Below are 23321 nucleotides of genomic sequence, written 5' to 3'. Positions count from 1 at the left end.
CGTAGGGGGGTGCCCGACCGCGTTCGGGAACAACTAGTTCTTCAGGGGGATTTCCTTGTCCTGCTTGCCTTGCTGGCGGGCTTGTGCTGCGCGCCTTTCCTCCAACGATTGCGGCTGTGAGGGCTTTCCTGGCTGGTCCTGTTTGTTTTTGTTGTTTTGGGAGGACATCGGATTGGCTTTCATCTGTACGGAAAAAATATTCCGTATCCCATATATGGGGATGCTAGCCGTCGATTACATCGGGCGTGCAGAATTAAAGACGTTTCCTCCGCCGAGTCAGACGCTGCGCTCTGTACTGGCGGCAGACGTCTTCAGAGCTTTGGCGATTTCGGAAATCTCGCCTTCGTCCAGTGTTTCCTTTTTGAGCAGGTCCTGCGCGCACTTTTCAAGAAGGTCGCGATTGTCCGACAGAACAGCCGTCGTGCGCTGGAATGCGTCGCGGATGATGTCGGCCGTGGCCGCGTCGAGGCGTTCGGCCGTGGCTTCGCTGATGGACCGTGACCTGACGGCTGTGTTGTCCAGGAAGAGGGGGCGGTCTTCCTGGAAGACCATGTGGCCAAGTGCCTCGTCCATGCCGAATCGCTCGACCATGCTGCGCGCGATGTCGGTGGCCTTGGAGAGATCATCGGCGGCGCCCGTGGAGACTTCGTCGAAAATCAGTTTCTCGGCGGCCCGTCCGCCAAGCAACACGCAGATCTTGCTGATCAGTTCTTCCCGGGTCATCAGGTAACGATCTTCCGTGGGCCGCTGGATTGTGTAACCGAGTGCGCCGACCCCGCGCGGAATGATGGAAACCTTGTGCACCTTGTCCGATCCCGGCAGGGCGAGGGCCATGATCGCGTGTCCCATTTCATGATGGGCCACGATTCGGCGCTCTTTCTCGTTGAGCAGGCGATTGCGCTTCTCCAACCCGGCGACAATACGCTCGATGGCGGCGGAAAAATCCTCCATGCCAACTGCGGCCGCCCGGCGGCGGGTGGCCAGGATCGCTGCCTCGTTCACGAGGTTTGCCAGGTCGGCGCCTGTGAACCCGGTGGTCATCGATGCTACTGGCTCAAGGTCAACGTCCGGCCCCAGATGAATCTTGCGGGTGTGGACTTTCAGGATCGCGATCCGGCCCGCCTTGTCAGGTTTGTCGACGAGGACCTGCCGGTCGAACCGGCCGGCGCGCAGGAGCGCGGGATCGAGGATTTCCGGACGGTTGGTTGCGGCCAGCAGGACGATCCCTGACGAGGGATCGAAGCCGTCGAGTTCCGCGAGCAACTGGTTCAGGGTCTGCTCGCGTTCATCATTGCCGACGATCTGTCCGAGGCTGCGGGCGCGGCCGAGGGCATCAAGTTCGTCAACGAAGATGATCGCCGGCGCCATCTTCCGGGCCTGGGTGAAGAGGTCACGCACACGTGCAGCGCCGACGCCGACGAAGACTTCGACAAATTGCGATCCGCTGATCGAGAAGAATGGCACGCCGGCCTGACCGGCCACGGCGCGGGCCAGCAGGGTCTTGCCGGTCCCGGGCGGGCCGACCAGCAGCACGCCTTTCGGAACGTGCGCGCCGAGCCTTTCATATTCACCGGGATTCTTCAGGAAATCGATGATCTCCATGAGTTCGAGCTTTGCTTCATCGACACCGGCAACATCATCGAAGGTGACCCCGGTTTCCTCTTCGGCAAAGATCTTTGCGCCGCTTTTCCCGAGCGAAATGGCGCCGCCGCCTGCGCCGATCGACCGGCGGAACAGAAAGAAATAGAGCCCCAGAAACAGGATGAGCGGGGCCAGCATGGACACGAGCGCGCCGAAAACGGGGTTCGGCGGAACATTTTCGATTTCCACGTCCATGCCTTCGAGCCGGTCGGCGAGGGCTGGATCGACCAGGCTGGTCCGGAACCGTTCATTCCCGTCGACAGGCTGTCGAAACGTACCGGAGAGGGTGGCCCCCGAGATCGTCACCTTCTCGACCTGACCCTCGCGCGCAAGCTTTTCGAACTCGCTGTAGGACAGCCGTGCCCGGTCCGCCGGTCCGGATAGGAGAGCCTGCATCAGGAAATAAAGCGCGACCAGCGACATGAAGGGCCAGAGCTGGAATTCGTCGTCGTTCTTCATTCCGGTCCCTGATGCGGCTGGATCGCACGATACGTACAGATCACGCCACATGATAGGCAGCCGTCAGGCCGAAGGCAAAGACGATACGCCGCCGCACTTTGGGGTTTGTGGCAGGTTTGGTGGGATTTAGAGGCTGCCCTTGGTGCTGGCAGGCTTGCCGCCGAGCTTCGGATCGACTGTTACCGCAGCGCGCAGGGCGCGGGCCGTGGCCTTGAAGCAGCTCTCGGCAATATGGTGGCAGTTCTCGCCGTAGAGGTTCTCCACGTGCAGGCACATGCCGCCATTGCCGGCGAGGGCATGGAAGAACTCCTTGAAGAGTTCGGTGTCCATCTCGCCGATCTTGTCGCGCGTGAATTGTACTTTCCACACCAGATAGGGCCGTTTGCAGAGGTCGAGGCTCGCCCGGCTCAGCGTTTCGTCCATGGGTATATAGGCCGTGCCGAAACGAGTGATGCCGGCAAAGTCGCCCAGCGCCTTCAGGATGGCCTGGCCGATGACAATACCAGTGTCCTCGACACTGTGGTGCATGTCGATATGCAGGTCGCCGTCGCAGCGCACAGTCAGGTCGATGGCGGAATGCTTGGAGAAGCTTTCCAGCATATGGTCGAAAAAGCCGATCCCGGTCTGGATGTCGGATTTTCCTGTGCCGTCGAGGTCCACGGTAACGGAAATGTCGGTTTCCTTGGTCTTGCGGCTGACGGTGGCGGTGCGGTTCTGGGTCATGGCTGCCGATATAGTGTTTAGATCGCGCTACAGCTAGCGCATCTTGTTCACTGATTTCTAAACATATTGGGGGAATGTGCGCCCGGGAACGCACGCCCTGTGGTGTGCCGAGGCGAGGTACCTTTGCGCAAGCTGTCGCAGATACGCCGGTTTTTCGGCTCAATGACGCTGCCGGCATTTGCCGCGACTGCCGGCGCGATTGCGGCTATTCTCGTTTTCTCTGCCGTTGTGGTGCTGGAACAAACCTATCGGGTTCTTGTCGAGGGCAAGGCATGGAGCGAGCTTGCCTCGCCTCCGGAAGTCATGGCCGGCCTCGTGCTGATGTCGATGACCGTCGCGGCCGGTGCGGCATTCCTGTTGGCCCGCTCCTTCCAGCGCTTCCTGCAGAAATTTCTCGCCTATCTGGACGATACGACGCCGGTTCGCCCGCGCGGCGTGGAATCGGTCATGTTCAAGGAGCTGCGCCGCCTGCGCGTGGCGGTGACGCGCCGCGTCAGCCATCTTCGCCGGGAAAACGAGCGCCTGACCAATATCGCTTATGTCGACCAGCGGACCGGCCTGCCGAACATGATCGCGCTGGAGGCCGAGATCGAGCGCAAGCTGCCGTTTGCTTCCTTCGATGCGCCGGCCGCTTTCTTCCTGCTGGACCTCGACCAGTTCGGCCGGGCCGCCGAACGGCTGGGCAGCCTCGCCACGAACTCGCTCCTGAAGTCGGTCGGGGAGCGCCTGACCGGCTGCATGTCCCGCCTTGAAGCACCGGTTGCCTCCAGCCTCGAAGGCGCGGTGATCGCGGCGCTGCATAATGACCAGTTTGCGATCTTCCTGCCGAACGCCATCACGCGGGAGAATGTCTCCAATATCGCGCGGGCCATACGTGTCGCCTTTGCGCAGCCCTTCGAAATCAATGGTCAGTCCGTCAGTGTCGGGATGTCCGGCGGGATCGTCATGGCGCCGGAAGATGCGGACTCGGCGCAGAAGCTGTTCCGGCATGCGGATCTTGCGCTCCAGCAGGTGCGCCAGGAATCGGCGTCCGGCTTCCGTTATTTCTCGCCGCGCCTCAACCGCGTGGCCCGTGGCAAGTACATGCTGGAAGCGGAGCTGCGCGAGGCTGTCGCCGCGCGCGAGTTCAAGGCCGTGTTCCAGCCGAAGGTCGACTTTGCCACCGGCAAGATCGTCGGCTGCGAGGCCCTTGCCCGCTGGCAGCGCGCCAATGGCAAGATCATTTCTCCGGCAGCCTTTATTCCGCTAGCGGAGGAAACGGGCCTCGTCAATCAGATTGGTGAGCAGATCCTCGAATCGGCGTGCGAATGCGCTGTCGTCTGGATGAAAGAGGGCTTCGATGTCTCCGTCGCGGTCAACGTGTCGCCGCGGCAGTTCATGACAGTGGACCTGACAAACCTGGTGCTCGAAGTCCTGAAGCGTACCGGCTTGCCGCCTGCACGGCTGGAACTCGAGATCACCGAAAGCATGGCCGTCTCCGACCCGACCAAGGTGGACCGTGTGATGCGCCCGCTGCGCGCGCTGGGCGTGAAGCTGGCACTCGACGATTTCGGCACGGGCCACTCGAACCTTTCCATGCTGACGCAGCTGCCGTTCGACGTTTTCAAGATCGACCGCCAGTTTGTCTCCGCGCTGGATGCCGACCGTCAGGCGCCGGCCATTGTCGAGATGATCCTCGCGATGGCGGAAACACTTGGCTTGAAGACGGTTGCAGAAGGCGTCGAGACGGAGCGTCAGGCGGAATTCCTGTCGCGCCGCGGCTGTTCCATGGCGCAGGGGTTCCTCTATTCCCCGGGCCTGCCGCAGGAAGGGTTCCTTGAACTGCTGCGCGGCTGGGAAACCCGCGCCAATGCGACCCGCAAGGCAGGCTAGGCGTTCCGGTGATAGACCGTGACCGGATGGTCGCGCAGCGTTGACATCGTCCAGAGCATGTACCCGGCCTTCTCTGCCACCCGGCGGGAGCCAATATTGTCCTCATCGATGATGCAGACGCTTTTGCCCGGATGGGCCTCGTCCAGCCATGTGTGCATAAGGCTCACCGCGTCGCTGCCGATGCCCCGGCCCCAGGAGGCGCGGGCGAAGGCCCAGCCCGCTTCCGGCCATTGCGAGAGGTCCGGTTTGATGCCCCGCTTGAAATCGGCAAAGCCGGATTCGCCGAGATAGGTGCCGGTTTCGCGGTCGATCACCGACCAGTTGCCGTAGCCCTTGATATCCCACATGCCGCGGCCGCGGACGCACGCGAACCAGACATCCTGCGGGCTGCGAGTCACGCCGCCAATATAGCGGACGACTTCGGCATCCCCCCACATGGCAACGGCGTGCGGGTAGTCAGCTTCTTCGAAAGGCCGGAGAATCAGCCGGTCTGTCGTCAATGTGGGTGGGTTCACGCGCCAGCCTTCATCTTCGCTAGCATGGCGCCCATGGCGGCATGCACGGTCTGGATGGCTTTCAGCGGACGGACCATCACCTTGAAGTCCGTGATCTGTCCGGCATCGTTCCACGCGATCATGTCGACACCGTTGACCTGGATGCCATCCATCACACACTCGAATTCCAGCACGGCCTTGTCGCCGCAATCGAAAGCGCGGACATAGCGGAACGTGTCGCCGCCCAGCGTTTCTCCGGCGGCGGTGAGATAGGCCATCGTGACCGGCTTGCCTTCCTGCGGCGTGTGAACGACCGGGCTGCGGAAGACGACATCTTCGGCCAGCTGGCCGGACAGGCCCTCCGGCGAGTGATCGCTTTCCATCCAGTCGAACCAGCGCTGCAGGTGCGCCGAATAGCCGGTCATTGGGATCAGGTGTTGTCTTGCCATGTCGTATCCTCCGGCAGGCACCCTAAGCATTCGGCCGCGGCCGGGCAACTTTCGTTATTGGGGAAGGAGATGCCAGGATCAGTCCGCGTAGGCGGCGGCGAGATCCGGATCCTTCGAGGCGACGAGGTCGGCGAGATCGGAGATCACCTTGGCCTGTTTCCAGGTGGCATCGTCCTGCATCTTTCCGTCGATCATGGCGACGCCGGTGCCGTCCGGCATGGCGGCCAGGATCTTGCGGGCGAATTTCACCTCATTCGGATCGGGGCTGAACACGCGCTTGGCGATGGCGATCTGGTTCGGGTGCAGGCTCCACGTGCCGGAACAGCCGAGCAGGAACGCGTTGCGGAACTGCTGTTCGCAGGCGTCGAGGTCGGCGATGTCACCGAAAGGCCCGTAGAAGGCATTGATGCCGGCCATGCGGCAGGCATCCACCATGCGGGCGATCGTATAGTGCCACGGGTCTTGCTGGGCAGAAGCGCGGGCGCTGCCGTCTTCCTTCGGATCTTCGATCACGCGGTAGAAGGGGTGGCCGCCGCCAACGCGGGTTGTCTTCATCTTGCGGTCTGCGGCAAGGTCTGCCGGGCCGAGGCTGATGCCCTGCATGCGCGGGGAGGCAAGGGCGATCTCCTCGACCAGCGCCATGCCCTGGGCGGTCTCGAGGATCGCGTGGAACAGGATCGGGCGGGTGAGGCCGGCCTTTGCTTCCAGCTGGGCGACATACTGGTCGGCGAAGTGAATGTCCCAGGGGCCTTCGACCTTGGGCAGCATGATCACGTCCAGCTGGTGGCCGGCGTTCAGAACGAGCTGGGAGACGTCTTCCTGGAACCAGGGGGAGTTCAGCGGGTTCACGCGGCTCCAGAAGCCCGTACCCTTGCCCTGCCAGTCATACATGGAGGCCATTTCGATGGCGCCGGCGCGGGCGGCATCCTTGGCGTCGGCCGGGATCGCGTCTTCCAGATTGGCCAGGATCACGTCCACGCCGGGAGCCATGTCTGGCACTTTCGCGCGCACTTTGTCGAGATGCGGCGGGACGAAATGGATCATCCGCTCCAGCTTGACGGGAAGGTCCCGCATCGGCTCTGGCGCGCCGATGGCGAGCGGCTTGAAGAAATTACGCGGTGTTTTCTGTGACATGTTCTCTGCCCCTGACTTTTGCCGATACGCCTAGGGCGAATGTTGCAGCGCGTCAAATCGCCATTTGGCCGCGTTGGCGGCAGATGGAACGACTGTCTCGCCGGGGCGTTGATCCGGCAGAAGAGCTGACGAGAAAGGTAATATCATGTCCATTCTGATGATCCTGCTCACCATCCTGTTCCCGCCTGTGCCTGTGGCACTCAAGGAAGGGATCGGTACGCAGCTTCTGCTCAATGTGCTTCTCACATTGATTGGCTGGCTCCCGGGCGTCATCCACGCCTTCTGGGTCCAGACCCGTGGATCGGACGCAATCGAGATCTAGGGTCTTGGTGAGGCAGCGGCCGCTATTCAGGCGTCGGCGGTCGTTTCACCAGCGGCCATGCGCTTTTCGGAGCGGATGGCGCGGCGGAATACGGCAATACCAATGGCGACCACACCAATCGCAGTCACGGCTTCCCCGCCCAGGATAACGGATGATCCGAAATGCATCTCTGCCAGGATCGACCAAGTGGCGGTGAAGAAGACAATGGCGGCGATCTCAGTGAGCAGCGCTGCCGGAATGATCGCTTTCATCAACGGGCCCATGGGGACTCTCCACATCTGTTGCCATCAATATCGTTCCACGCGCGCCTGATCGCAAGCGTGTTTAGCCGTTGTCGCCTTTAACTGCGGGCGAGGGGGTGGGCGGTTTCCAGCAGTTCGGCGAGCTCATCGGTGAGGACGTGGGTGTATATCTGGGTCGTCGCGATGTCGGCGTGGCCGAGGAGGGTCTGCACGCTGCGCAGGTCTGCGCCGCCCATCAGGAGGTGGGTGGCATAGGCATGGCGCAGGGCGTGGGGGTGTACCCGGTTCGGCCTTATACCGGCCATGATGGCGAGCTCTTCCAGCAACTGGCCGAGGCGGCGGCGCGTGAGGTGGCCTTCCTTTCCGCGCGATGGGAACACGAACTTCTCAGCGCGCGTCCGGGCGAGGCTGTTCTTCGGAAGGTGCTCTTCCCGCACGGCCAGCCAATCTGACAAGGCTGCCAGCGCCGGGCCGCCTAGCGGGCAGAGGCGTTCCTTGCCGCCCTTGCCGCGGATGATGACATCGCGCGTTACCCAGCGCTCGCCCTTGCGGCGGGGGAGGGAGCCAAGCGTTAGCGAGACGAGTTCTGATACACGCAGGCCCGCGCCATATAGCAGCTCAACCAGGGCCTTCAGCCGAAGGTCTTCGCCGCAGGCATCGATCAGCTGGGCCATTTCCTCACGCGACAGCACGTCCGGCACATCGCGGGAGGGTTTCGGCCCGTCCAGTTTTGCGGTCGGGTCGTCCTTGCGGTCGCCCTCTTCGAACAGGAAGCGGAAGAAGCGGCGCACGGCGGAGAGTTTGCGTGCCTGGGACGAGGGCGCCATGCCGCGCGCGGCAAGATCGGCTAGCCATCCGGCAAGATCGCGCGGGCCCGCGGTCTCCAGCTTGCCGCCGCAATATTCCGAAGCGTCCAGCAGGTCGCGGCCATAGGCGTCGAGCGTATTGGGCGAAGCGCCCCGCTCGGCGGACATCATTTCAAGGAAGGCTTCAATACGCGCGCGATCAGACATGAAGCCAGTATGCGCGGGTCTGGTTGAGGGGGTGTGAACGAACGGCGTCATCCATTGGCTTGCGGCCGGGCGACATGCGCCGGAGAATGCGGTCATGCCGCAAACACCCCGCCCGCTTCGCGCTGCAATTCCACGCACTGTGTGGGCGCTTGGGCTGGTCAGCCTTTTCATGGATATCTCTTCCGAGATGATCCATGCCCTGCTGCCATTGTTCCTGACGACGGCGCTCGGGGCCAGCGCCATCTATGTCGGGATCGTCGAGGGGGTGGGGGAGGCGGCAGCCGCCATTGTGAAAGTGTTTTCGGGCTACGCGTCCGACCGGTTCGGACGGCGAAAACCGCTCATCCTGCTTGGCTACGGGCTTGGTACTTTGTCGAAGCCCCTTTTCGCCCTGGCGGGGGCGCCGGGCATGGTGCTTCTGGCGCGGTTCTCTGACCGGGTCGGCAAGGGCATTCGCGGTGCCCCGCGGGACGCGCTGATTGCGGATGTAACCCCGAAAGAGGTGCGCGGGCGCGCCTATGGCCTTCGCCAGAGCCTCGATACGGCAGGGGCCTTCATCGGCCCGCTGATCGCGATCGGATTGATGTTCCTGCTGGCCGAAAATATGCGCGCGGTCTTCTGGTTCGCGCTGGTGCCGGGGATGATTGCTGTTCTCTGTGTCTTGTTAGGCGTGGAGGACCAGGGCTCGGGGGGTGCGCCGGTTTCCCGGTCGCCGGTCCGGCTTCAGGACCTGGCGGGACTGGGACGGGCTTTCTGGGTGGTCGTCATTGTCGGTGTGGTCTTCACGCTCGCGCGCTTCAGCGAAGCCTTCCTTGTGCTGAAGGCGCATCAGGCCGGACTTCCGCTTGCCCTGGCGCCGCTTGTCCTGGTTGCGATGAACATTGTCTATTCGCTTGGTGCATATCCTGCCGGATTGCTGTCGGACCAGATGCCGCCGGCCCGTCTCCTGATTGTCGCGCTGCTGGCCCTTGTGGGTGCCGATCTTTGCCTTGCCCTGTCTGGCGGGCTTGCCGGCAGTTTTGCGGGCATTGCCCTGTGGGGTGTACACATGGCGTTCAGTCAGGGCTTGCTGTCGAAGCTGGTGGCGGACCGCGCACCAGCCGGGCTGCGGGCTTCAGCGTTCGGCTTGTTCAACATGTTCACCGGTATTGCGCTTCTGGTGGCCAGCCTTCTGGCCGGTATCCTGTGGGACCGGGCGGGTTCCTCCGCCACCTTCTTTACGGGCGCGTTCTTTTCCGCCTTGTCCATTCTCCTTGTCAGCGTGTTCCTTATGAAGAAAGTCAAGCCAGAGGCGTGAGGTGTCATGTCCGGCTGGAGGTCCGGGGGGCGCAGAGCAGGGTGTCTGCCTTGCGCGGCAAGCTAAATTGTCTCAGCCTTCAGGATTATACCAGACCGGGCTCGTCCAGGCGCGTTCCTGGATCGTGGAGGGCATGTCCGGATTGGGCGGCGTGCCGTTGCGTGCGGCATCCCAGCTGGACCAGCGGCAGGATGGGTTTTCCAGCACACGGACATAGTAGGCGGAGCGTCGGGCCGCGTCGAAGTCTGGGTCTGTCCAGAGCGCTTTCATCTCACCAACGCCTGTGGCGTCATCTGTGGAGCAGTCGGAGAGATTGACGCTGGCGCCATTATCCGGGCACCGATGAGTATCCGGATCGGGCAAGGTGCCGCCGGAACAGGCCGCGTCATAGACGGCCTCATGCGCGGTGCCGTCCGCATCGGTCCAGACCTTCACGACCTGCAGACGCTGCAGGGGATAGGAATCCGGATCGCGCATCGCCCAGGCGAGGATTTTCGGTGCGGTACCTGTGCCGGACAGCATGCTGCCCTGCGGCACGCCGGCCTCGTAAGCACTGGCGACAAGCTCCGGATCGGAGAGGATCGCCTCATCATAGTCGAAGCTCGCAAACATGCGGGCCTTCATGCGCGGGCCGGACGTGCCGAATGTCTCCTTGCGGCGAATGGCATCGAAGATGGCTTCGCGCGTGTTTTCATCCGCCCACACACCAGCAAGGCCCGAGGCGCTGTATTGTCTGGCAGCCAGGAGGCGGCGCATGTTCGGAACCATCACGCCATCGGCGGGAATGGACGCCTCGGCTTCGGTCGCGTCCCAGGTCATTGCGCCATCCGGCGGAATGGAATGGCGGGCTGCGGGATCTGCGCCATCTACCGGGAACTTGCCCCAGAACTTCTCTTCAATGAAGGGGCCGGCGCCGATATGGGTGTCGCTGGACCCGATGAAGCCGAACTTGAACGGGTTGAAGCCTTTCGTGTCGGCGAGGCCGAGGCCGCGCGCCAGCGCATTGCGGGCATAGTCCCCGATATGCGGCGAGGATTTCGCAGCGCTGCCGATGAAGGTCTCGTAGAGTTCGAAATTCGCCCACTCGTCATTCGGCGAGAGGGAGGGGTGAACTTCAGACGTGCCCTTGATCTGGGTGATCTCAATCACCGGCTCGTTGCGCATACGGGTGACAGCATAGTCCGCCGTCAGCTCGCCGCCTTCATAGGTTTCGGAGGCGAACATCTCGCCATTGGACGCGTTCGAATTGTGGGGGATGGACATGACGTCCCGACCGCCTGTGCGCTGGGCGTCCATCCAGGACCAGAGATCCTCCGGGTTCGGTGAATCGAGGGTGGAGAAAAGGCGCGCGGGCGCTTCGCCGCGGAATATGACATTGCGGTGCAGGTTCGCCGCCGCCGGGATTTCGGATTCCAGCACCGGCGTCATAGCCGTGAACTCATACCCGGCGAAGGTTGTGAACTTGCCGGGCTCGTAATGGCGTTCGGCCGCATAAATGGCGCGCTGCCAGGCCGAATCGATCACGTCCCGGTCGTAGATCTCCTCGATCTCGTCGCCGGAGACGATGGTCAGGCCGACATTCTGGAAGGATTGGGCCGGGTTCTCGGCATCTGGTCCGAACACGGTCTTTGCGAAGGCGGTCTGCGAGAGGGCCGTGCCTGGTGTTGCCATGGCCGGCATGATGCCCATGTATTCGCCATGGTCGGTCACGGCGAGGAAATCGAGCGGGCCATTCAGCTGCACGTCATAGCCGCCGTCGGTGGTGATCTTCTCGCCCTTGGCAAAGCGGTAGGCATCGTCCGGCGTCGCACGGACGGAGGAAATGAAGGCGTCGAAGGACTGGCCGGTGTGGACGTGCAGGTCACCGAACAGGGCGACGCGGCCTGCCGGGGCAGGGGGCGCGGCTTTGGCTGGTGTGGTTTCGGCGAGTGTTTCCGGCGTGCTGGCCGCGGCGTCCGGCGCGGATGCAGTATCCTGCGGGGCTGTGCAGGCAGCCGCCAGCATCAGGGCGGCGAGGCTCGCCTGTCCCAGATATTTCATGAATTCCTCCCTCGGGCCTCTCGGTCGGGCCTTCCAATTGTGGCACAGCATCTGCCTTTTTCGGCAGAGATCAAGCGGGAGTTCGGATCAGGGCGTTTCTTTCCAGTAGCCGGTTGCCTCAAGCGCCAGCAGGCGCGCGGCGTCCCCTGCACCGATATCCTCAAGCGCGGCGAGGATCAGCGTAATATCCGCAAGGCCGAGTTCGGATGGATCGCCATTGGTAAGCGAGACGGTCCGCAGCACGACTTCCGCGGCGGTGCCGGACCGGGCTGCGGCCCAGATGGCAATCGCGTCGCCGGGGGCGGACGAGGAGTCTGCCGTCGGGCTTTCGATGGACAGGAAGGTCCGCGCCTCGGATGGTGGCGCCGTCCCGGCTGCGGACCAGAGTGCGAACATGCGCGCGGCGGCTTCGGCCTTTTCTTCATTCTGTGCGGCCGCGATCAGCTGGTCGGCCGCGGCCTCAATGGCGTCCTTGCGGGCGTCAGCATCTGCAAGAATGACCAGCGCGCCGATCCAGGCAGCCTCGAAAGTCGGCGGCTCTGCAACGGGGTCTTCTTCGTCCGGCAGCATTTCGCCTTCTGCGAGAAGCTCATCGGAAGCCTCCTCCGCATCGGTATCCTCCGGCGGGCCGCCAGTTTCGATCGTGATGCCGGTCGGGACCAGCAGGTTTGCCGGGCCGCTTGCCTCGGCGTCTTCCGGGGCGGGGCCGATCTCTTCAAGCGTCGGTTCAGGGGCGGCAGGTTCCGGTTCCGGCTCTGGCGGCGTGACCCAGCGGATAGCTTCATCGAATTCACCGGCAGCAATATTGGCGCGGGCGAAAAGGAAGGCCTTGTCCTCGGTGTCGGGACTGAGCGGCAGCTTCGCCATCCCGGCCCGCAACAGGCTGGCCGTCGCGGCGAAATGGGCCGGGCTTTCTTCTGCCTCGATCAGCGCGGCAGCGATGGCCTTTGCCGTTTCAGCGTCGCTGCTCATCCCGTCGGCGGCAGCGAACATGGCTTCGCTGAGCAGGGTGCGCGGATTGAACCCGTCGGCGGCGAGGGCGGAATTGTAGGCGATGCGGAATTCTTCGCGGTCGATCAAGCCCGCTTCGGCGGCAATCTGGGCCGCTTTGACGCGCACGTCCGGCGGCGTCAGCTTGCGGCGCGCCATGGCGGCGGCGATGTCGGCCCGGTCTTGCGGGACGGCGTCGGGCGTGACTTCCAGAACGGCGCGGTTCGACATGGCAAAGCCGATGCCGCTGTCGAATCTTGCCTTGGGCGGGTTCGGCGTGACGCCGGACATGGCGAAGATCGCGCTTGCCAGCCAGCCATCATCCACGCCTTGGGCCTGCGCCATCTCCATGGCAAGCTCGGCGCCGGACGTGTTGCCCGCAAGCGCGGCGCAGACGGCGCGCAGCCTCGGCCAGTAGTCGCTCTCAGGGTTCGGCGTGTTCAGCGCCTCGCAGGCGGTCGCTTCATTGCCGAGGACAAGGTTCAGGTCTGCGGCCATAGCAAGGGCATCCACACCGGGCGGAGGTGACTTCAATTCAGAGAACTGACCCGCAGCCGCCGCGGCTTCGCCAAGCTCGAACGCAATCCGGGCGCGTTCGGCGAGCAGGGTGTCACGGTCTTCACCCTCCGGGGCGCGCCCGCCCGACAAGGCCAGGCGGCGCATAAGGATCTGTTCGGCGGGGCTGAGGCCCTTGGTGCGGGCATCCTGCATCAGCGCCAGCAGGTCTTCCCCGCGCGCGCCGCGCCACATGCGCGTTCGCAGGGCCGGTTCGTCCTCGCCGAGGTAACTGATTCCCCAGGGATCGACCTGTTCGAGCCAGCTGTCCTCGATCTGCGCGTGCGCCGGACAACCAAGGAGTGTAGCCAGAACCGCGCCGGCAAGGGCCCGTCTAGACCACATCTTCAACCTCGATCCGGATCTCGCCCGGGGCCGGCTTGCCTTGCTCTGCCTTGGTGCCCAGCCACCACAGGCCTGCCAGCCCAATCACCGCCAAGAGTCCGAGCAGGATCAGGAATTTGCGCATGAGATCACACCTCTGGGTTGTATTCGGTCTTTTGCGGCCCACCTTCACCAATTGCGAAGGCCTTACCGTCTCTATAGGAATTGAACCGAACCGGCCATGAAAGTCCAGAATGCCATCTGACAGCGACAGTCCAGCGCAAGAAAAACCGGCGGCTCTGCCTTATGAGTCGCGCACAATTGCGCTTGTCGGCCTGATGGGCGCCGGCAAATCGACTGTCGGGCGGCGGCTCGCCGAGAAGCTGGGCCGACCATTCTATGACAGCGACACCGAAATCGAGAAGGCGGCGGGCCTGTCGATCTCCGACATCTTCGCCCTGCATGGCGAGGCGGATTTCCGGCGCGGCGAACAGCAGGTGCTGAAACGCCTGCTGGCGATGCCGCCGCATGTGCTGGCCACCGGGGGCGGAGCCTATCTCAATGAGGAGACCCGCGCCCTGATGCGGGAGCACGCCGTGACCGTGTGGCTGAACGCAGATCTCGAAACCCTGTGGAAGCGCGTGCAGAAGCGCGATACACGCCCGCTGTTGCAGCGCGGCGATGCCAAGAGTGTGCTGACGAACCTGCTGGCAGAGCGCACGCCGATCTATTCGCAGGCCGATCTCGTCGTGCGCTCCAAGGACGGTCCGCACACGAACACGGTGAATGCCATCCTGAAGGCCCTGAAGACCTGGAAACCCGAATGAGCGTGACTGCCCCCGAACTGGAAACCGTGTCTGTCGATCTCGGCGCCCGGTCTTACGATATCCTTGTCGGCCATGGCGCGCTGGAGGAGCTCGGCCCGCGCCTTGCGCCGATGCTGAAGCAGAAGCGCGTCTTCGTGCTGACCGATGAGCATGTCGCCGCTGCGCACCGGGCCCGTGTCGAGGCGGTGCTGTCGGCTTCCGGCATCACGTCCAGCTGGCTGATGCTGACGCCGGGCGAGAAGACCAAGAGCTTTTCCAATCTCGAAGCCATTCTCGACTGGCTGCTTGAAGGCGGGGCGGATCGGTCCGACATGCTGATCGCGCTCGGCGGCGGCGTGATCGGGGATATTGCGGGCCTCTCGGCCAGCCTGATGAAGCGCGGCATGGGCTTTGTGCAGGTGCCGACGACGCTGCTGGCGCAGGTCGATTCCTCCGTTGGCGGAAAGACAGCGGTGAACAGCCCGCGCGGCAAGAACCTGATCGGCGCCTTCTACCAGCCCCGGCTGGTGATCGCCGACACGGAATTGCTCGCCACGCTGCCGGCACGGGAGCTGCGCGCGGGCTATGCCGAGATCGTCAAATACGGCCTGATCAATGACCCGGCCTTTTTCGACTGGCTGGAAGCGAATGGCGCGCGCGTGCTGGCACTGGAAGCAGACGCGATCACTTATGCTGTTGCCGTCAGCTGCCGGGCGAAGGCCGCCATCGTCGCAGAGGACGAAACCGAGAAGGGCGTGCGCGCGCTGCTGAACCTTGGCCATACATTCGGTCATGCGCTGGAAGCGGCAAACAATTACCGTCCGGACCTGCTGCATGGCGAAGCGGTCTCCATCGGCATGGCGCTCGCCTTCCGGTATGGCGCCGCCAAGGGTATCACGCCGGCGGAAGATGCCGCGCGGGTACGCCGGGTGCTGGAAGCCTCCGGACTGCAAGCGGCCATTCCCGGCCGGCAGGGCGGGACGTATACGGCCAGCGAACTCGTCCGCCTGATGCAGCAGGACAAGAAGGCCAGCGGCGGGAAAGTGCCGCTGATTCTCGCCCGCGGCATCGGACAGGCATACATTCATCCCGATGCAGACCTTGCCGCAGTGGAAGATTTCCTGCGCGGCGAGACACTTGAGGGATAACAGGGGACATACGGGCTGACATGATCGCCGGTTACATCATCGCCATCTTCGTCTTGCTGGCGCTTTCAGGCTTCTTCTCGGGATCCGAGACGGCGCTGACGGCGGCCTCGCGCGCGCGCATGCATGCGCTGGAAAAGGACGGCGACAAGCGCGCCGCCGCCGTGAACCGGCTGATCTCCAACCGGGAAGGGCTGATCGGCTCGATCCTGCTGGGCAACAATGTGGTGAACATCCTCGCCTCCGTGCTTGCGACGTCGCTGTTTACCCAGCTGTTCGGGCAGGGCGGTATGGCCATGGCGATGGCGACCGGTGTGATGACGATCCTCGTGCTCGTCTTCGCCGAAGTCATGCCGAAGACCTATGCGATCGGCCGCCCGGATGCGATGGCGATGACGGTGGCGGGCATCATTTCCGTCCTCGTGGCGCTGGTGTCGTGGATCGTGACGGCGATCCAGGCAATCGTTACGGTGACGCTGAAACTGCTGGGCCTTGGCGCGCCGGCCGAAGCGATCACGGCGGATGAGGAGATCCGCGGTGCGATCGACCTGCACGCCTTCGAAGGCGGTGTCGCCGCCGCCGACCGGCAGCGCCTCGTCGGCGCACTGGATCTCAAGGAACTGACCGTCGAAGACGTCATGATCCACCGCAAGAACATCAAGATGCTGAGCGCCGACCTGGACCCGCGCCAGATGGTGATGAAGGCGCTGGCCAGCCCCCATACGCGCATCCCGCTCTATCGCGGTGAGAAGGAAGAGATTGTCGGCATCCTTCATGCCAAGGATTTGCTGCGTGCGATCATCCCGCTCGGCGGCAATCTTGCCAGCCTCGACCTCGATTCCATCATGCGCAAGCCCTGGTTCGTGCCGGAAACGACACCCGTGCAGGACCAGCTCGATGCCTTCCTGAAGGAGCGCAGTCACTTTGCCCTCGTCATCGACGAATATGGCGAGCTTCAGGGCCTGATCACACTGGAAGACATTCTCGAAGAGATCGTTGGTTCAATCCATGATGAGCATGACATTGCCGTACAGGGCGTGCGCCCGCAGGAGGATGGCTCGGTCAATGTCGATGGCTGGGTGCCAATCCGCGATGTGAACCGCGCGATGAACTGGAACCTGCCAGATGATGAAGCCGTCACGGTGGCGGGCCTTGTGATCCACGAAGCGCAGACCATCCCGGAAGCCGGGCAGAGCTTCGTGTTCCACGGCTACCGGTTCAATGTGCTGCGCCGCCAGCGCAACCAGGTGACAGGCCTCAATATCTCAGTAATCGAACCCGCCTGAGTCCGGCGTCACGGTCGACACATTCATGGAAGCCGGCTGGCGCGCCGCCGGGCTGTGGCAGCCATGGCGGATCAGCCAGACGCGCTGGTCGGGCGTCACGACATGGGCGCTGATCACATTCAGATTGTCTGCTGGCACGAGGGCGTAGCTCATCTCGCTTGTGGGCACGTCGTGAGACACCGGCAGGAACAGCACTTCGTCACCTGTCGCGCAGACCGTGTCGCGAATCTGGTACAGTATGCCGAGGTCAGCACGGGCTTCGAATCGCGTATCGAAACTGGCGCTTGTCTCCTTGGCGGACGCTGCGCACACGCAACCGCCTGCGGTCAGCGCCGCCATGATCATCCTGATTACCATCACCCGTTCTCCTCGACGGTGTTGAAGAGAATACGTTCAGGTAGGGAAAGGGGTTCCGAAGAATCCCAAAAATCAGGACTTTGGCGCACTCGCCTTCAGGGCCAGCGCATGCAGGCCGGTATCGAATTCCTGTTGCAGGGCCAGCATCACACTGCGCTGGATCTGTACGCGTGACAGGCCTTCGAAAGCCGCGGAGATGATTCTCACGCTGTAATGTGTTTCGCCTTCGGGGCGGGCGCCCGCATGACCGGCATGTTTTGCGCTGTCATCTGTGATTTCCAGCTCCACCGGCTGAAAAGCTTCAGTCAAAAGCTCATGAATCCGCGACAGTCTGTCAGTCAGTTGTGGCATCTTTAACGCGCACTCCCTATTATCCCGGGTCATGTCCGATGGCGATCCATACCCATACCGTGTCAAGTTCACCGATATAAGGGTGAACCCGCCGGCCGACGAGGTGTCGCGTGAGCGCGCGCGCAAGACTCGTGTCTGCGATCACAAGGGATGCGACCTCGAAGGCAGTCACCCGGCGCCGAAGCGCGGGGCCAAGGGGAACGGGCGCCATTACTTCTGCGCCAAGCACATCGCCGAATACAATCGCAGCTTCAATTTCTTCGAAGGTATGTCTCAGGCCGAAGCCGCGGCCTTCGCGCGGGCCGAGCGATTCGGCCACAAGCGTACCTGGCGTTTCGGTACCGGACCGATGGCTGGCAAGAAAAGCGCTGACCAGTTCGATCCGCGCCGCTGGGCAGGCCGCCGTTTCTTCGACATGGACGATGTGGCCGAGGCGACCGGCAATGCCACTGGCGGCCGCCGCTCCGGCCTGCAGGCCCGGGCGCTGCGCGAACTGGATCTTGAGATCGACGCTTCGCCGAACGAGATCCGCGCGCGCTATGCCGAATATGTCCGCCGCTTCCACCCGGACTCTAACAAGGGTGACCGGTCGTCGGAAGACAAGCTTCAGCGCGTGCTGCGGGCAGGCAAGCTGCTCAAGGCCGCCGGCCTGATGAAAGGGTAGGGCGCCTCGTGCAGGACCTGCTCGTCATCGGCGGGGGCATCAACGGCACCGGCATTGCCCGCGATGCGGCCGGACGCGGACTGGATGTCGTGCTCGTCGAGAAGGACGATCTTGCCCAGCATACATCTTCCGCCAGCACCAAGCTGATCCATGGTGGGCTGCGCTACCTTGAAATGTATGATTTTGCGCTGGTGCGCAAAGCACTGATCGAGCGGGAAATCCTGCTGCGCGCCGCGCCGCATATCATCTGGCCGATGCGGTTCGTCCTGCCGCACGACAAGGGTCAGCGCCCGGCCTGGCTGATCCGGCTGGGCCTGTTTATCTATGACCATCTCGGCGGGCGGAAATTGCTACCCGCGACCTCCACGCTGCACCGGGGCAAGACGGACAAGCTCGATCCGCTCAAGGAGGAATTCCGGCTGGCCTTCGAATATTCCGATTGCTGGGTGGAAGATTCGCGCCTTGTCGTGCTGAACGCAGTGGACGCGAAAGAGCGCGGCGCAGAGGTGCTGACGCGCACGGCCTGCACGAAGCTCGTCCGGCACAAGGACCATTGGGACGCAACATTCGCGTCAGACGGGGGAACGGAGACCCGCCAGTTCAAGGCAGTGGTGAATGCGGCAGGCGGCTGGGTGGACGAGATCATCGATCTTGCCGATCCACAGGATGAAACCACGCACCTCCGCCTCGTCAAAGGCAGCCACATCATCGTGCCGAAATGGCATGAGGGCGAGCATGCCTATTTCTTCCAGAATGCCGACGGCCGGATCATGTTCGCCATCCCATACGAGCGCGGCGAGTTCACCCTGATCGGTACGACAGACATTCCGTACACCGCCGACAAGGACAAGGTTGAGATCAGCCAGGAAGAGATCGAATATCTCTGCGCCGGTGCGAGCGAATACTACCAGCGCGCCATCACGCCTGACGATGTCGTTGCCACCTATTCCGGCGTGCGCCCGCTTTATGACGATCATGCGGCGTCTGCCTCCAAGGTCACACGGGATTTTGTGCTGCACTATGAAACAGAGGGCGGCGCGCCGATCCTGTCTGTCTTCGGCGGCAAGATCACAACGTATCGGGAACTCGCGGAGGAAGCGGTGGCAGAGCTTGCCCCCCTGTTCGAGGGCCTGCCGAAGACCTGGACACGCCATGCCAGCCTGCCGGGAGGCGACATTCCAGCGGCGAATTTCGACGCTTATCTTTCCGGCCTCGTCCTGACCCATCCGCACCTGCCGGTCGAATTTCTGACCCGGCTCGCCCGCGCCTATGGCACCCGCACGCGGGACCTGCTGGGCGATGCGGAGACGCTGGCAGACCTCGGCCGGGAATTCGGCGGCAGCCTGACCGAGCGCGAGGTCGCTTGGCTGGTCGATCAGGAGTTTGCCCGCAGCGCTGAGGACATCCTCTATCGGCGCTCCAAGCTCTACCTGCACATGACAAAAGAAGAGCAGGGCGCCTTCACCGACTGGTTCAATACCAGTCATCCCGTCACCCCTCCCGCCTGACGGCGCGCCTGCTGACATTATGTGCAGGCGCGCATGCGCTGCTGTGCCCCGTACGGCGGCCATAGACAGGCCCGGCGGCGTGTGGTGAAAGGCGGAAAATCAAACGTTCAGGCAGGGTTTGACCAACATGACCAAGGGCTTGGTGACCATTTTCGGCGGTTCGGGCTTCATCGGGCGCTATGCGGCCCGTGAGCTGGTGAAAAAAGGCTGGCGTGTGCGTGTGGCCTGCCGCCGGGTAAATCTGGCCGGCGATGTGCGTCTGGCTGGCGCGCCGGGCTGGGTCGACATCGCTCAGGCCAACATCCGCGACCGTGCCTCGATCGAGCGCGCGCTGGAAGATGCCGATGCGGTGGTGAACCTGGTTGGCGTCCTCACCGAAAAGGGCAAACAGACCTTCGAATCGACGCAGGCCGAAGGCGCGGCCCTGCTGGCCGAGATTGCGGCAGAGAAGGGCATCACCCGGTTCGTTCAGGTTTCCGCCATCGGCGCCGACGCAGAGTCGAAGTCTGTCTACGCAAGGACCAAGGCAGAAGCTGAAGCCGCCGTGCGCGAAGCGATCCCGACCGCCACCATCCTGCGTCCGTCCGTCGTGTTCGGGCCGGAAGACGAATTCTTCAACCGCTTTGCCCAGATGGCTCGCGTGGCCCCGCTGATGCCGGCCATCGGCGGCGGGAAGACGAAGATGCAGCCGGTCTATGCTGGTGACGTGGCCGAGGCGATTGCCGTGGCCGTCGACGATGAGGCGACCGAAGGCAAGACCTATGAACTCGGCGGTCCGCGCGTCTACACGATGAACGAGATCTATGATTTCGTCTGCAAGACGATCTCCCGCCCGCGCTTCAAGATCACGCTGCCGTTCTTTGCCGCCAAGCCGATCGGTTACCTGTCAGGCGCTGTCTGGCGCTACGTTCCGCCATTCTCCTGGGGTTTCCTCGGCGACGCGCCGGTGACGGGCGACCAGGTCGAGCTGCTGAAGACCGACAATGTCGTCGCTGAAGGCGCCCTCACGCTGGCGGATCTCGGCGTCACCACGCTGGAAACGCCCGAAGCGATCGTGCCGACCTATCTCTGGCGCTTCCGCGACTACGGCGAGTTCCACAAGGCGTCTGAAGCCTGATCTAGAACAGTCCGATCAGGGGTGAGCCCAGCAGGAGCAGGGCCCCCAGAAGGAATCTGTACAGCACGAAGGGCAGGAAGCTCATCCGTCTGAGCAGGGCCATCAGGCCCCAGATGGAGGCGAGCCCGGTGATGAAGGCAATGCCTGCCACGACCAACCCATCCTGCAGGGTCAGTACGGCGCTGCCGTCTGTTTCTGCCGTGAAGAGGCCATAGGCGCCGTAAAGGCCCGCGGCAGCCAGGATCGGCGCACCGATCAGCATGGAAATCCGCGCCGCTTCGGTGCGCTCATAGCCGAGCGCGCGGGCGGCCGTCATGGTGATGCCGGAGCGGCTGGTGCCCGGGATGATCGCGGCGATGGCCTGCGTCGCGCCGATCAGGGCGGCATGGGCAAGGGTCATGTCCTCTTCCTTGCGGGTGCGCGGACCGGCCACGTCTGCCCACCAGAGCAGGGCGCCGAAGAAAATGGTCGCCCCGGCCACGGTGTAGACGCTGCGCATCATGTCCTGCACGCCCTGGGGCAGTACCGCCTCGTAGAGCAGGGCGGCGACGAGGGCGATGGGTGTTGCCACGATAACGCAGGCGGCGAGGCGCCCACTCTGCGACAACGGCTTCTTCGAGACCGGCGCGGCCAGAAGTTCGAACCCGCCCAGGAAGGCAAGGATCACATCCTTGCGGAAATAGATCAGCATGGCCGCCAGCGTGCCAAGATTTGATACGGCATTGATCAGCAGCTCATCCCGTCCGGTAACTCCGAACGTGTCGGAAGCGAGCAAGACATGGGCGGAAGAGGAGATGGGCAGCCATTCCGTGATCCCCTGAAGGGTCGCGATGATGGCAAGCTGTAGCAGTGACAACGGGCTGGCCTTTCAGAGCTTTGCCAGAAGGTCTAATTTGGTTTGACCAGAGAGGCACGCGCTTTTCTCAATATCAAATTGATATTAATAAGGCATATCAAGTGGGCTGGATATGCCATTATCTGCGCTGTTTTTGCATGTAGATATCATAACGATATTGTATATTGCAGATTCATCTTGCCGCCTCCGTGCTCTGGTTCTATGCCCGGTGCAGATACTCGGGAGGCCGGTATGGCGGAAAGAATGCTGCAGTTTATCCATGTGCCGCGCACCATGCCGGACAAACGTGGTGCCAAACAGCGGGCTACGGATTTCGCGGAAATCTACGATGCGTTCGGCGCGGATGCGGCCAAGACGCAGGCGTCCCGGTGTTCGCAATGCGGTGTGCCTTTCTGCCAGCAGGGCTGCCCGCTGCAGAACAATATCCCGGACTGGCTGCGTCTCGCCGCCGAAGGCCGGCTGGAAGAGGCCTGGCGGGTCTCGTCCTCGACAAACAACATGCCGGAGATCTGCGGCCGGATCTGCCCGCAGGACCGGCTGTGCGAAGGCATCTGCACGATCGAGCAATCCGGCCATGGCACGGTGACGATCGGCTCGATCGAGAAATACATTACGGACAATGCGTGGGCGGAAGGCTGGGTGGAGCCGATCAAGCCGGTACGCGAGCGCAAGCAATCGGCGGGGATCATCGGTGCAGGCCCGGCAGGCCTGGCCGCGGCTGAACAGCTGCGCCGCAAGGGATATCAGGTCACGATCTACGATGCGTATGACCGGGGCGGCGGCCTGCTGACCTATGGCATTCCGGGCTTCAAGCTCGAAAAGGATGTCGTGGAACGGCGCATCCAGCGGCTGGAAGACTCCGGCATCAAGTTCAAGTTCAATACGCGCGTCGGCAAGAAGGTGACGCTGCAGAAACTGCGCGACACGCATGACACCGTACTGATCGCAACCGGCGTCTATGCGGCGAAGGACCTGAAATGCCCGGGCTCCGGCTCTGACGGTGTGCATGCGGCGCTCGATTACCTGACGGCGTCGAACCGCAAGGGATTTGGCGATCCAGTGCCGGAATTCGACGTCGGCACCCTTGACGCAAAGGACAAGCGCGTCGTCGTGATCGGCGGCGGCGATACGGCGATGGACTGTGTGCGTACGGCGATCCGCCAGGGCGCCAAGGAAGTGACTTGTCTCTATCGCCGAGACCGGGCCAACATGCCGGGCAGCCAGCGCGAGGTGCAGAATGCCGAGGAAGAAGGCGTGAAGTTCGAATGGCTCGCCAGCCCCGAAGCGATCCTCGACACCAAGGGCAAGGCCAAAGGCGTACGCGCCGCACGGATGAAACTCGGGGAACCGGATGCCTCCGGCCGCCAGAGCCCGGTGAAGACCGGCGAGACCTTCAATGTAAAGGCCGACATGGTGATCAAGGCGCTGGGCTTCGACCCGGAAGACCTGCCGGCCCTGTTCGACGAGCCGGCCCTGTCGGTCAATCGCTGGGGCGCGGTGAAAGTGGACTATTCCACGATGGAAACCAGCCTGCCGGGCGTTTACGCCGCTGGCGATATCGTTCGCGGCGCGTCTCTCGTTGTCTGGGGCATCAAGGATGGACGCGACGCAGCAGAGGCCATGCACCAGGCCATGAAACAGGACGCACGTGCCTCCAAAGTGGCGGCGGAGTAATC

At 63.1% G+C, this 23321-nt stretch carries 23 protein-coding genes; 10 read left to right on the top strand and 13 right to left on the bottom strand.

Features of this window, described 5'->3' with window-relative positions:
- Positions 1-276: 276 nt before the first annotated feature.
- Positions 277-2100, bottom strand: coding sequence for an ATP-dependent zinc metalloprotease FtsH (gene ftsH / locus HY26_RS16670; protein WP_112074157.1), 1824 nt, complete (start codon positions 2098-2100; stop codon positions 277-279).
- Positions 2101-2226: 126 nt separating this feature from the next.
- Positions 2227-2823: an imidazoleglycerol-phosphate dehydratase HisB gene (gene hisB, locus HY26_RS16665; RefSeq protein WP_112074156.1), complete on the bottom strand. Its 597-nt coding sequence runs from the start codon at positions 2821-2823 to the stop codon at positions 2227-2229.
- 162 nt (positions 2824-2985) lie between these two features.
- Here hisB and HY26_RS16660 point away from each other — a divergent pair, with 162 nt between their 5' ends.
- The gene (locus HY26_RS16660) at positions 2986-4695 is read left to right on the top strand and encodes a bifunctional diguanylate cyclase/phosphodiesterase (protein ID WP_146740266.1); all 1710 of its coding nucleotides are present in this window, start codon (positions 2986-2988) and stop codon (positions 4693-4695) included.
- Here the strand turns inward: HY26_RS16660 and HY26_RS16655 are convergent.
- From HY26_RS16655 to HY26_RS16645, 3 genes are all read right to left on the bottom strand, one after another.
- A complete protein-coding gene (locus tag HY26_RS16655) occupies positions 4692-5210 on the bottom strand; it encodes a GNAT family N-acetyltransferase (RefSeq protein ID WP_034766870.1) in 519 nt (172 codons plus the stop codon). The genes HY26_RS16660 and HY26_RS16655 overlap by 4 nt on opposite strands.
- Positions 5207-5638 (bottom strand): nuclear transport factor 2 family protein, encoded by a 432-nt coding sequence (locus tag HY26_RS16650; protein WP_197020278.1) that lies wholly within the window; start codon positions 5636-5638, stop codon positions 5207-5209. Before HY26_RS16650 ends, HY26_RS16655 begins: the two co-directional genes overlap by 4 nt.
- Before the next feature lie 78 nt (positions 5639-5716).
- Positions 5717-6772, bottom strand: a complete 1056-nt coding sequence (locus tag HY26_RS16645; RefSeq protein WP_034766864.1) for a CoA ester lyase — start codon at positions 6770-6772, stop codon at positions 5717-5719.
- Between the two features lie 145 nt (positions 6773-6917).
- On the opposite strand from HY26_RS16645, the gene HY26_RS16640 reads away from it, so the two are divergent.
- Complete coding sequence (locus HY26_RS16640) at positions 6918-7094, top strand: YqaE/Pmp3 family membrane protein (RefSeq protein WP_112074154.1); 177 nt, start codon at positions 6918-6920, stop codon at positions 7092-7094.
- Between the two features lie 26 nt (positions 7095-7120).
- Here HY26_RS16640 and HY26_RS16635 read toward each other — a convergent pair whose 3' ends face one another.
- The gene (locus HY26_RS16635) at positions 7121-7357 is read right to left on the bottom strand and encodes a hypothetical protein (RefSeq protein ID WP_034766863.1); all 237 of its coding nucleotides are present in this window, start codon (positions 7355-7357) and stop codon (positions 7121-7123) included.
- 77 nt (positions 7358-7434) lie between these two features.
- Positions 7435-8349, bottom strand: coding sequence for a tyrosine recombinase (locus tag HY26_RS16630; protein ID WP_112074153.1), 915 nt, complete (start codon positions 8347-8349; stop codon positions 7435-7437).
- Positions 8350-8443: 94 nt separating this feature from the next.
- Here HY26_RS16630 and HY26_RS16625 point away from each other — a divergent pair, with 94 nt between their 5' ends.
- Positions 8444-9646 (top strand): MFS transporter, encoded by a 1203-nt coding sequence (locus tag HY26_RS16625; RefSeq protein WP_034766859.1) that lies wholly within the window; start codon positions 8444-8446, stop codon positions 9644-9646.
- A 72-nt stretch (positions 9647-9718) separates the two neighbouring features.
- Here HY26_RS16625 and HY26_RS16620 read toward each other — a convergent pair whose 3' ends face one another.
- From HY26_RS16620 to HY26_RS19320, 3 genes are all read right to left on the bottom strand, one after another.
- A complete protein-coding gene (locus tag HY26_RS16620) occupies positions 9719-11686 on the bottom strand; it encodes a DUF3604 domain-containing protein (RefSeq protein WP_158531544.1) in 1968 nt (655 codons plus the stop codon).
- An 87-nt stretch (positions 11687-11773) separates the two neighbouring features.
- Complete coding sequence (locus tag HY26_RS16615; RefSeq protein WP_112074151.1) at positions 11774-13576, bottom strand: hypothetical protein; 1803 nt, start codon at positions 13574-13576, stop codon at positions 11774-11776.
- Positions 13566-13700 carry a DUF945 domain-containing protein gene (locus HY26_RS19320; RefSeq protein WP_139068928.1) on the bottom strand — a complete coding sequence of 45 codons (135 nt, stop codon included), beginning with the start codon at positions 13698-13700 and terminating at the stop codon, positions 13566-13568. The genes HY26_RS16615 and HY26_RS19320 overlap by 11 nt, the downstream gene beginning before the upstream one ends.
- A 109-nt stretch (positions 13701-13809) precedes the next feature.
- Between HY26_RS19320 and HY26_RS16610 the strand changes: the two genes are divergently transcribed.
- From HY26_RS16610 to HY26_RS16600, 3 genes are read left to right on the top strand one after another with little or no spacing between them, the layout of a single operon-like run.
- Entirely contained in the window at positions 13810-14382 is a 573-nt protein-coding gene (locus HY26_RS16610; protein ID WP_034766856.1) for a shikimate kinase, read from the top strand.
- A complete protein-coding gene (gene aroB, locus HY26_RS16605) occupies positions 14379-15509 on the top strand; it encodes a 3-dehydroquinate synthase (protein WP_112074150.1) in 1131 nt (376 codons plus the stop codon). The genes HY26_RS16610 and aroB overlap by 4 nt, the downstream gene beginning before the upstream one ends.
- 20 nt (positions 15510-15529) lie before the next feature.
- Positions 15530-16792 carry an HlyC/CorC family transporter gene (locus HY26_RS16600; RefSeq protein WP_034766852.1) on the top strand — a complete coding sequence of 421 codons (1263 nt, stop codon included), beginning with the start codon at positions 15530-15532 and terminating at the stop codon, positions 16790-16792.
- Here HY26_RS16600 and HY26_RS16595 read toward each other — a convergent pair.
- Together HY26_RS16595 and HY26_RS16590 are read right to left on the bottom strand one after the other, a co-directional pair.
- Positions 16772-17149 (bottom strand): hypothetical protein, encoded by a 378-nt coding sequence (locus HY26_RS16595; RefSeq protein ID WP_112074149.1) that lies wholly within the window; start codon positions 17147-17149, stop codon positions 16772-16774. The genes HY26_RS16600 and HY26_RS16595 overlap by 21 nt on opposite strands.
- A gap of 72 nt (positions 17150-17221) precedes the next feature.
- The gene (locus HY26_RS16590; protein WP_112074148.1) at positions 17222-17500 is read right to left on the bottom strand and encodes a BolA family transcriptional regulator; all 279 of its coding nucleotides are present in this window, start codon (positions 17498-17500) and stop codon (positions 17222-17224) included.
- A 31-nt stretch (positions 17501-17531) separates the two neighbouring features.
- Here HY26_RS16590 and HY26_RS16585 point away from each other — a divergent pair, with 31 nt between their 5' ends.
- The 3 genes from HY26_RS16585 (at position 17532) to HY26_RS16575 (ending at position 20789) form a co-directional block, all read left to right on the top strand.
- The gene (locus tag HY26_RS16585) at positions 17532-18164 is read left to right on the top strand and encodes a J domain-containing protein (protein ID WP_034766847.1); all 633 of its coding nucleotides are present in this window, start codon (positions 17532-17534) and stop codon (positions 18162-18164) included.
- A gap of 8 nt (positions 18165-18172) precedes the next feature.
- A complete protein-coding gene (locus tag HY26_RS16580; protein ID WP_034766845.1) occupies positions 18173-19672 on the top strand; it encodes a glycerol-3-phosphate dehydrogenase in 1500 nt (499 codons plus the stop codon).
- A 127-nt stretch (positions 19673-19799) separates the two neighbouring features.
- Positions 19800-20789 (top strand): complex I NDUFA9 subunit family protein, encoded by a 990-nt coding sequence (locus tag HY26_RS16575; protein ID WP_034766843.1) that lies wholly within the window; start codon positions 19800-19802, stop codon positions 20787-20789.
- Position 20790: 1 nt separating this feature from the next.
- Here the strand turns inward: HY26_RS16575 and HY26_RS16570 are convergent, their stop codons facing one another.
- Positions 20791-21645, bottom strand: coding sequence for an undecaprenyl-diphosphate phosphatase (locus HY26_RS16570; protein WP_034766841.1), 855 nt, complete (start codon positions 21643-21645; stop codon positions 20791-20793).
- Positions 21646-21876: 231 nt separating this feature from the next.
- Here HY26_RS16570 and HY26_RS16565 point away from each other — a divergent pair, with 231 nt between their 5' ends.
- Positions 21877-23319 (top strand): NAD(P)-dependent oxidoreductase, encoded by a 1443-nt coding sequence (locus HY26_RS16565; protein ID WP_034766839.1) that lies wholly within the window; start codon positions 21877-21879, stop codon positions 23317-23319.
- The last annotated feature ends 2 nt before the right edge of the window (positions 23320-23321 follow it).

The organism is Hyphomonas sp. GM-8P (assembly GCF_003263315.1).
Lineage (GTDB): Bacteria > Pseudomonadota > Alphaproteobacteria > Caulobacterales > Hyphomonadaceae > Hyphomonas.
This window is presented reverse-complemented; position numbering and strand designations above follow the sequence as displayed.

Coding starts and splice junctions, on each gene's coding strand:
- HY26_RS19320 (WP_139068928.1), bottom strand. CDS start 13,700: ATGCGCAAATTCCTGATCCTGCTCGGACTCTTGGCGGTGATTGGGCTG.
- hisB (WP_112074156.1), bottom strand. CDS start 2,823: ATGACCCAGAACCGCACCGCCACCGTCAGCCGCAAGACCAAGGAAACC.
- HY26_RS16575 (WP_034766843.1), top strand. CDS start 19,800: ATGACCAAGGGCTTGGTGACCATTTTCGGCGGTTCGGGCTTCATCGGG.
- HY26_RS16590 (WP_112074148.1), bottom strand. CDS start 17,500: ATGCCACAACTGACTGACAGACTGTCGCGGATTCATGAGCTTTTGACT.
- HY26_RS16645 (WP_034766864.1), bottom strand. CDS start 6,772: ATGTCACAGAAAACACCGCGTAATTTCTTCAAGCCGCTCGCCATCGGC.
- HY26_RS16640 (WP_112074154.1), top strand. CDS start 6,918: ATGTCCATTCTGATGATCCTGCTCACCATCCTGTTCCCGCCTGTGCCT.
- HY26_RS16630 (WP_112074153.1), bottom strand. CDS start 8,349: ATGTCTGATCGCGCGCGTATTGAAGCCTTCCTTGAAATGATGTCCGCC.
- HY26_RS16600 (WP_034766852.1), top strand. CDS start 15,530: ATGATCGCCGGTTACATCATCGCCATCTTCGTCTTGCTGGCGCTTTCA.
- HY26_RS16595 (WP_112074149.1), bottom strand. CDS start 17,149: ATGGTAATCAGGATGATCATGGCGGCGCTGACCGCAGGCGGTTGCGTG.
- HY26_RS16625 (WP_034766859.1), top strand. CDS start 8,444: ATGCCGCAAACACCCCGCCCGCTTCGCGCTGCAATTCCACGCACTGTG.
- HY26_RS16610 (WP_034766856.1), top strand. CDS start 13,810: ATGCCATCTGACAGCGACAGTCCAGCGCAAGAAAAACCGGCGGCTCTG.
- aroB (WP_112074150.1), top strand. CDS start 14,379: ATGAGCGTGACTGCCCCCGAACTGGAAACCGTGTCTGTCGATCTCGGC.
- HY26_RS16615 (WP_112074151.1), bottom strand. CDS start 13,576: ATGTGGTCTAGACGGGCCCTTGCCGGCGCGGTTCTGGCTACACTCCTT.
- HY26_RS16565 (WP_034766839.1), top strand. CDS start 21,877: ATGGCGGAAAGAATGCTGCAGTTTATCCATGTGCCGCGCACCATGCCG.
- HY26_RS16635 (WP_034766863.1), bottom strand. CDS start 7,357: ATGGGCCCGTTGATGAAAGCGATCATTCCGGCAGCGCTGCTCACTGAG.
- ftsH (WP_112074157.1), bottom strand. CDS start 2,100: ATGAAGAACGACGACGAATTCCAGCTCTGGCCCTTCATGTCGCTGGTC.
- HY26_RS16650 (WP_197020278.1), bottom strand. CDS start 5,638: ATGGCAAGACAACACCTGATCCCAATGACCGGCTATTCGGCGCACCTG.
- HY26_RS16620 (WP_158531544.1), bottom strand. CDS start 11,686: ATGAAATATCTGGGACAGGCGAGCCTCGCCGCCCTGATGCTGGCGGCT.
- HY26_RS16660 (WP_146740266.1), top strand. CDS start 2,986: ATGACGCTGCCGGCATTTGCCGCGACTGCCGGCGCGATTGCGGCTATT.
- HY26_RS16585 (WP_034766847.1), top strand. CDS start 17,532: ATGTCCGATGGCGATCCATACCCATACCGTGTCAAGTTCACCGATATA.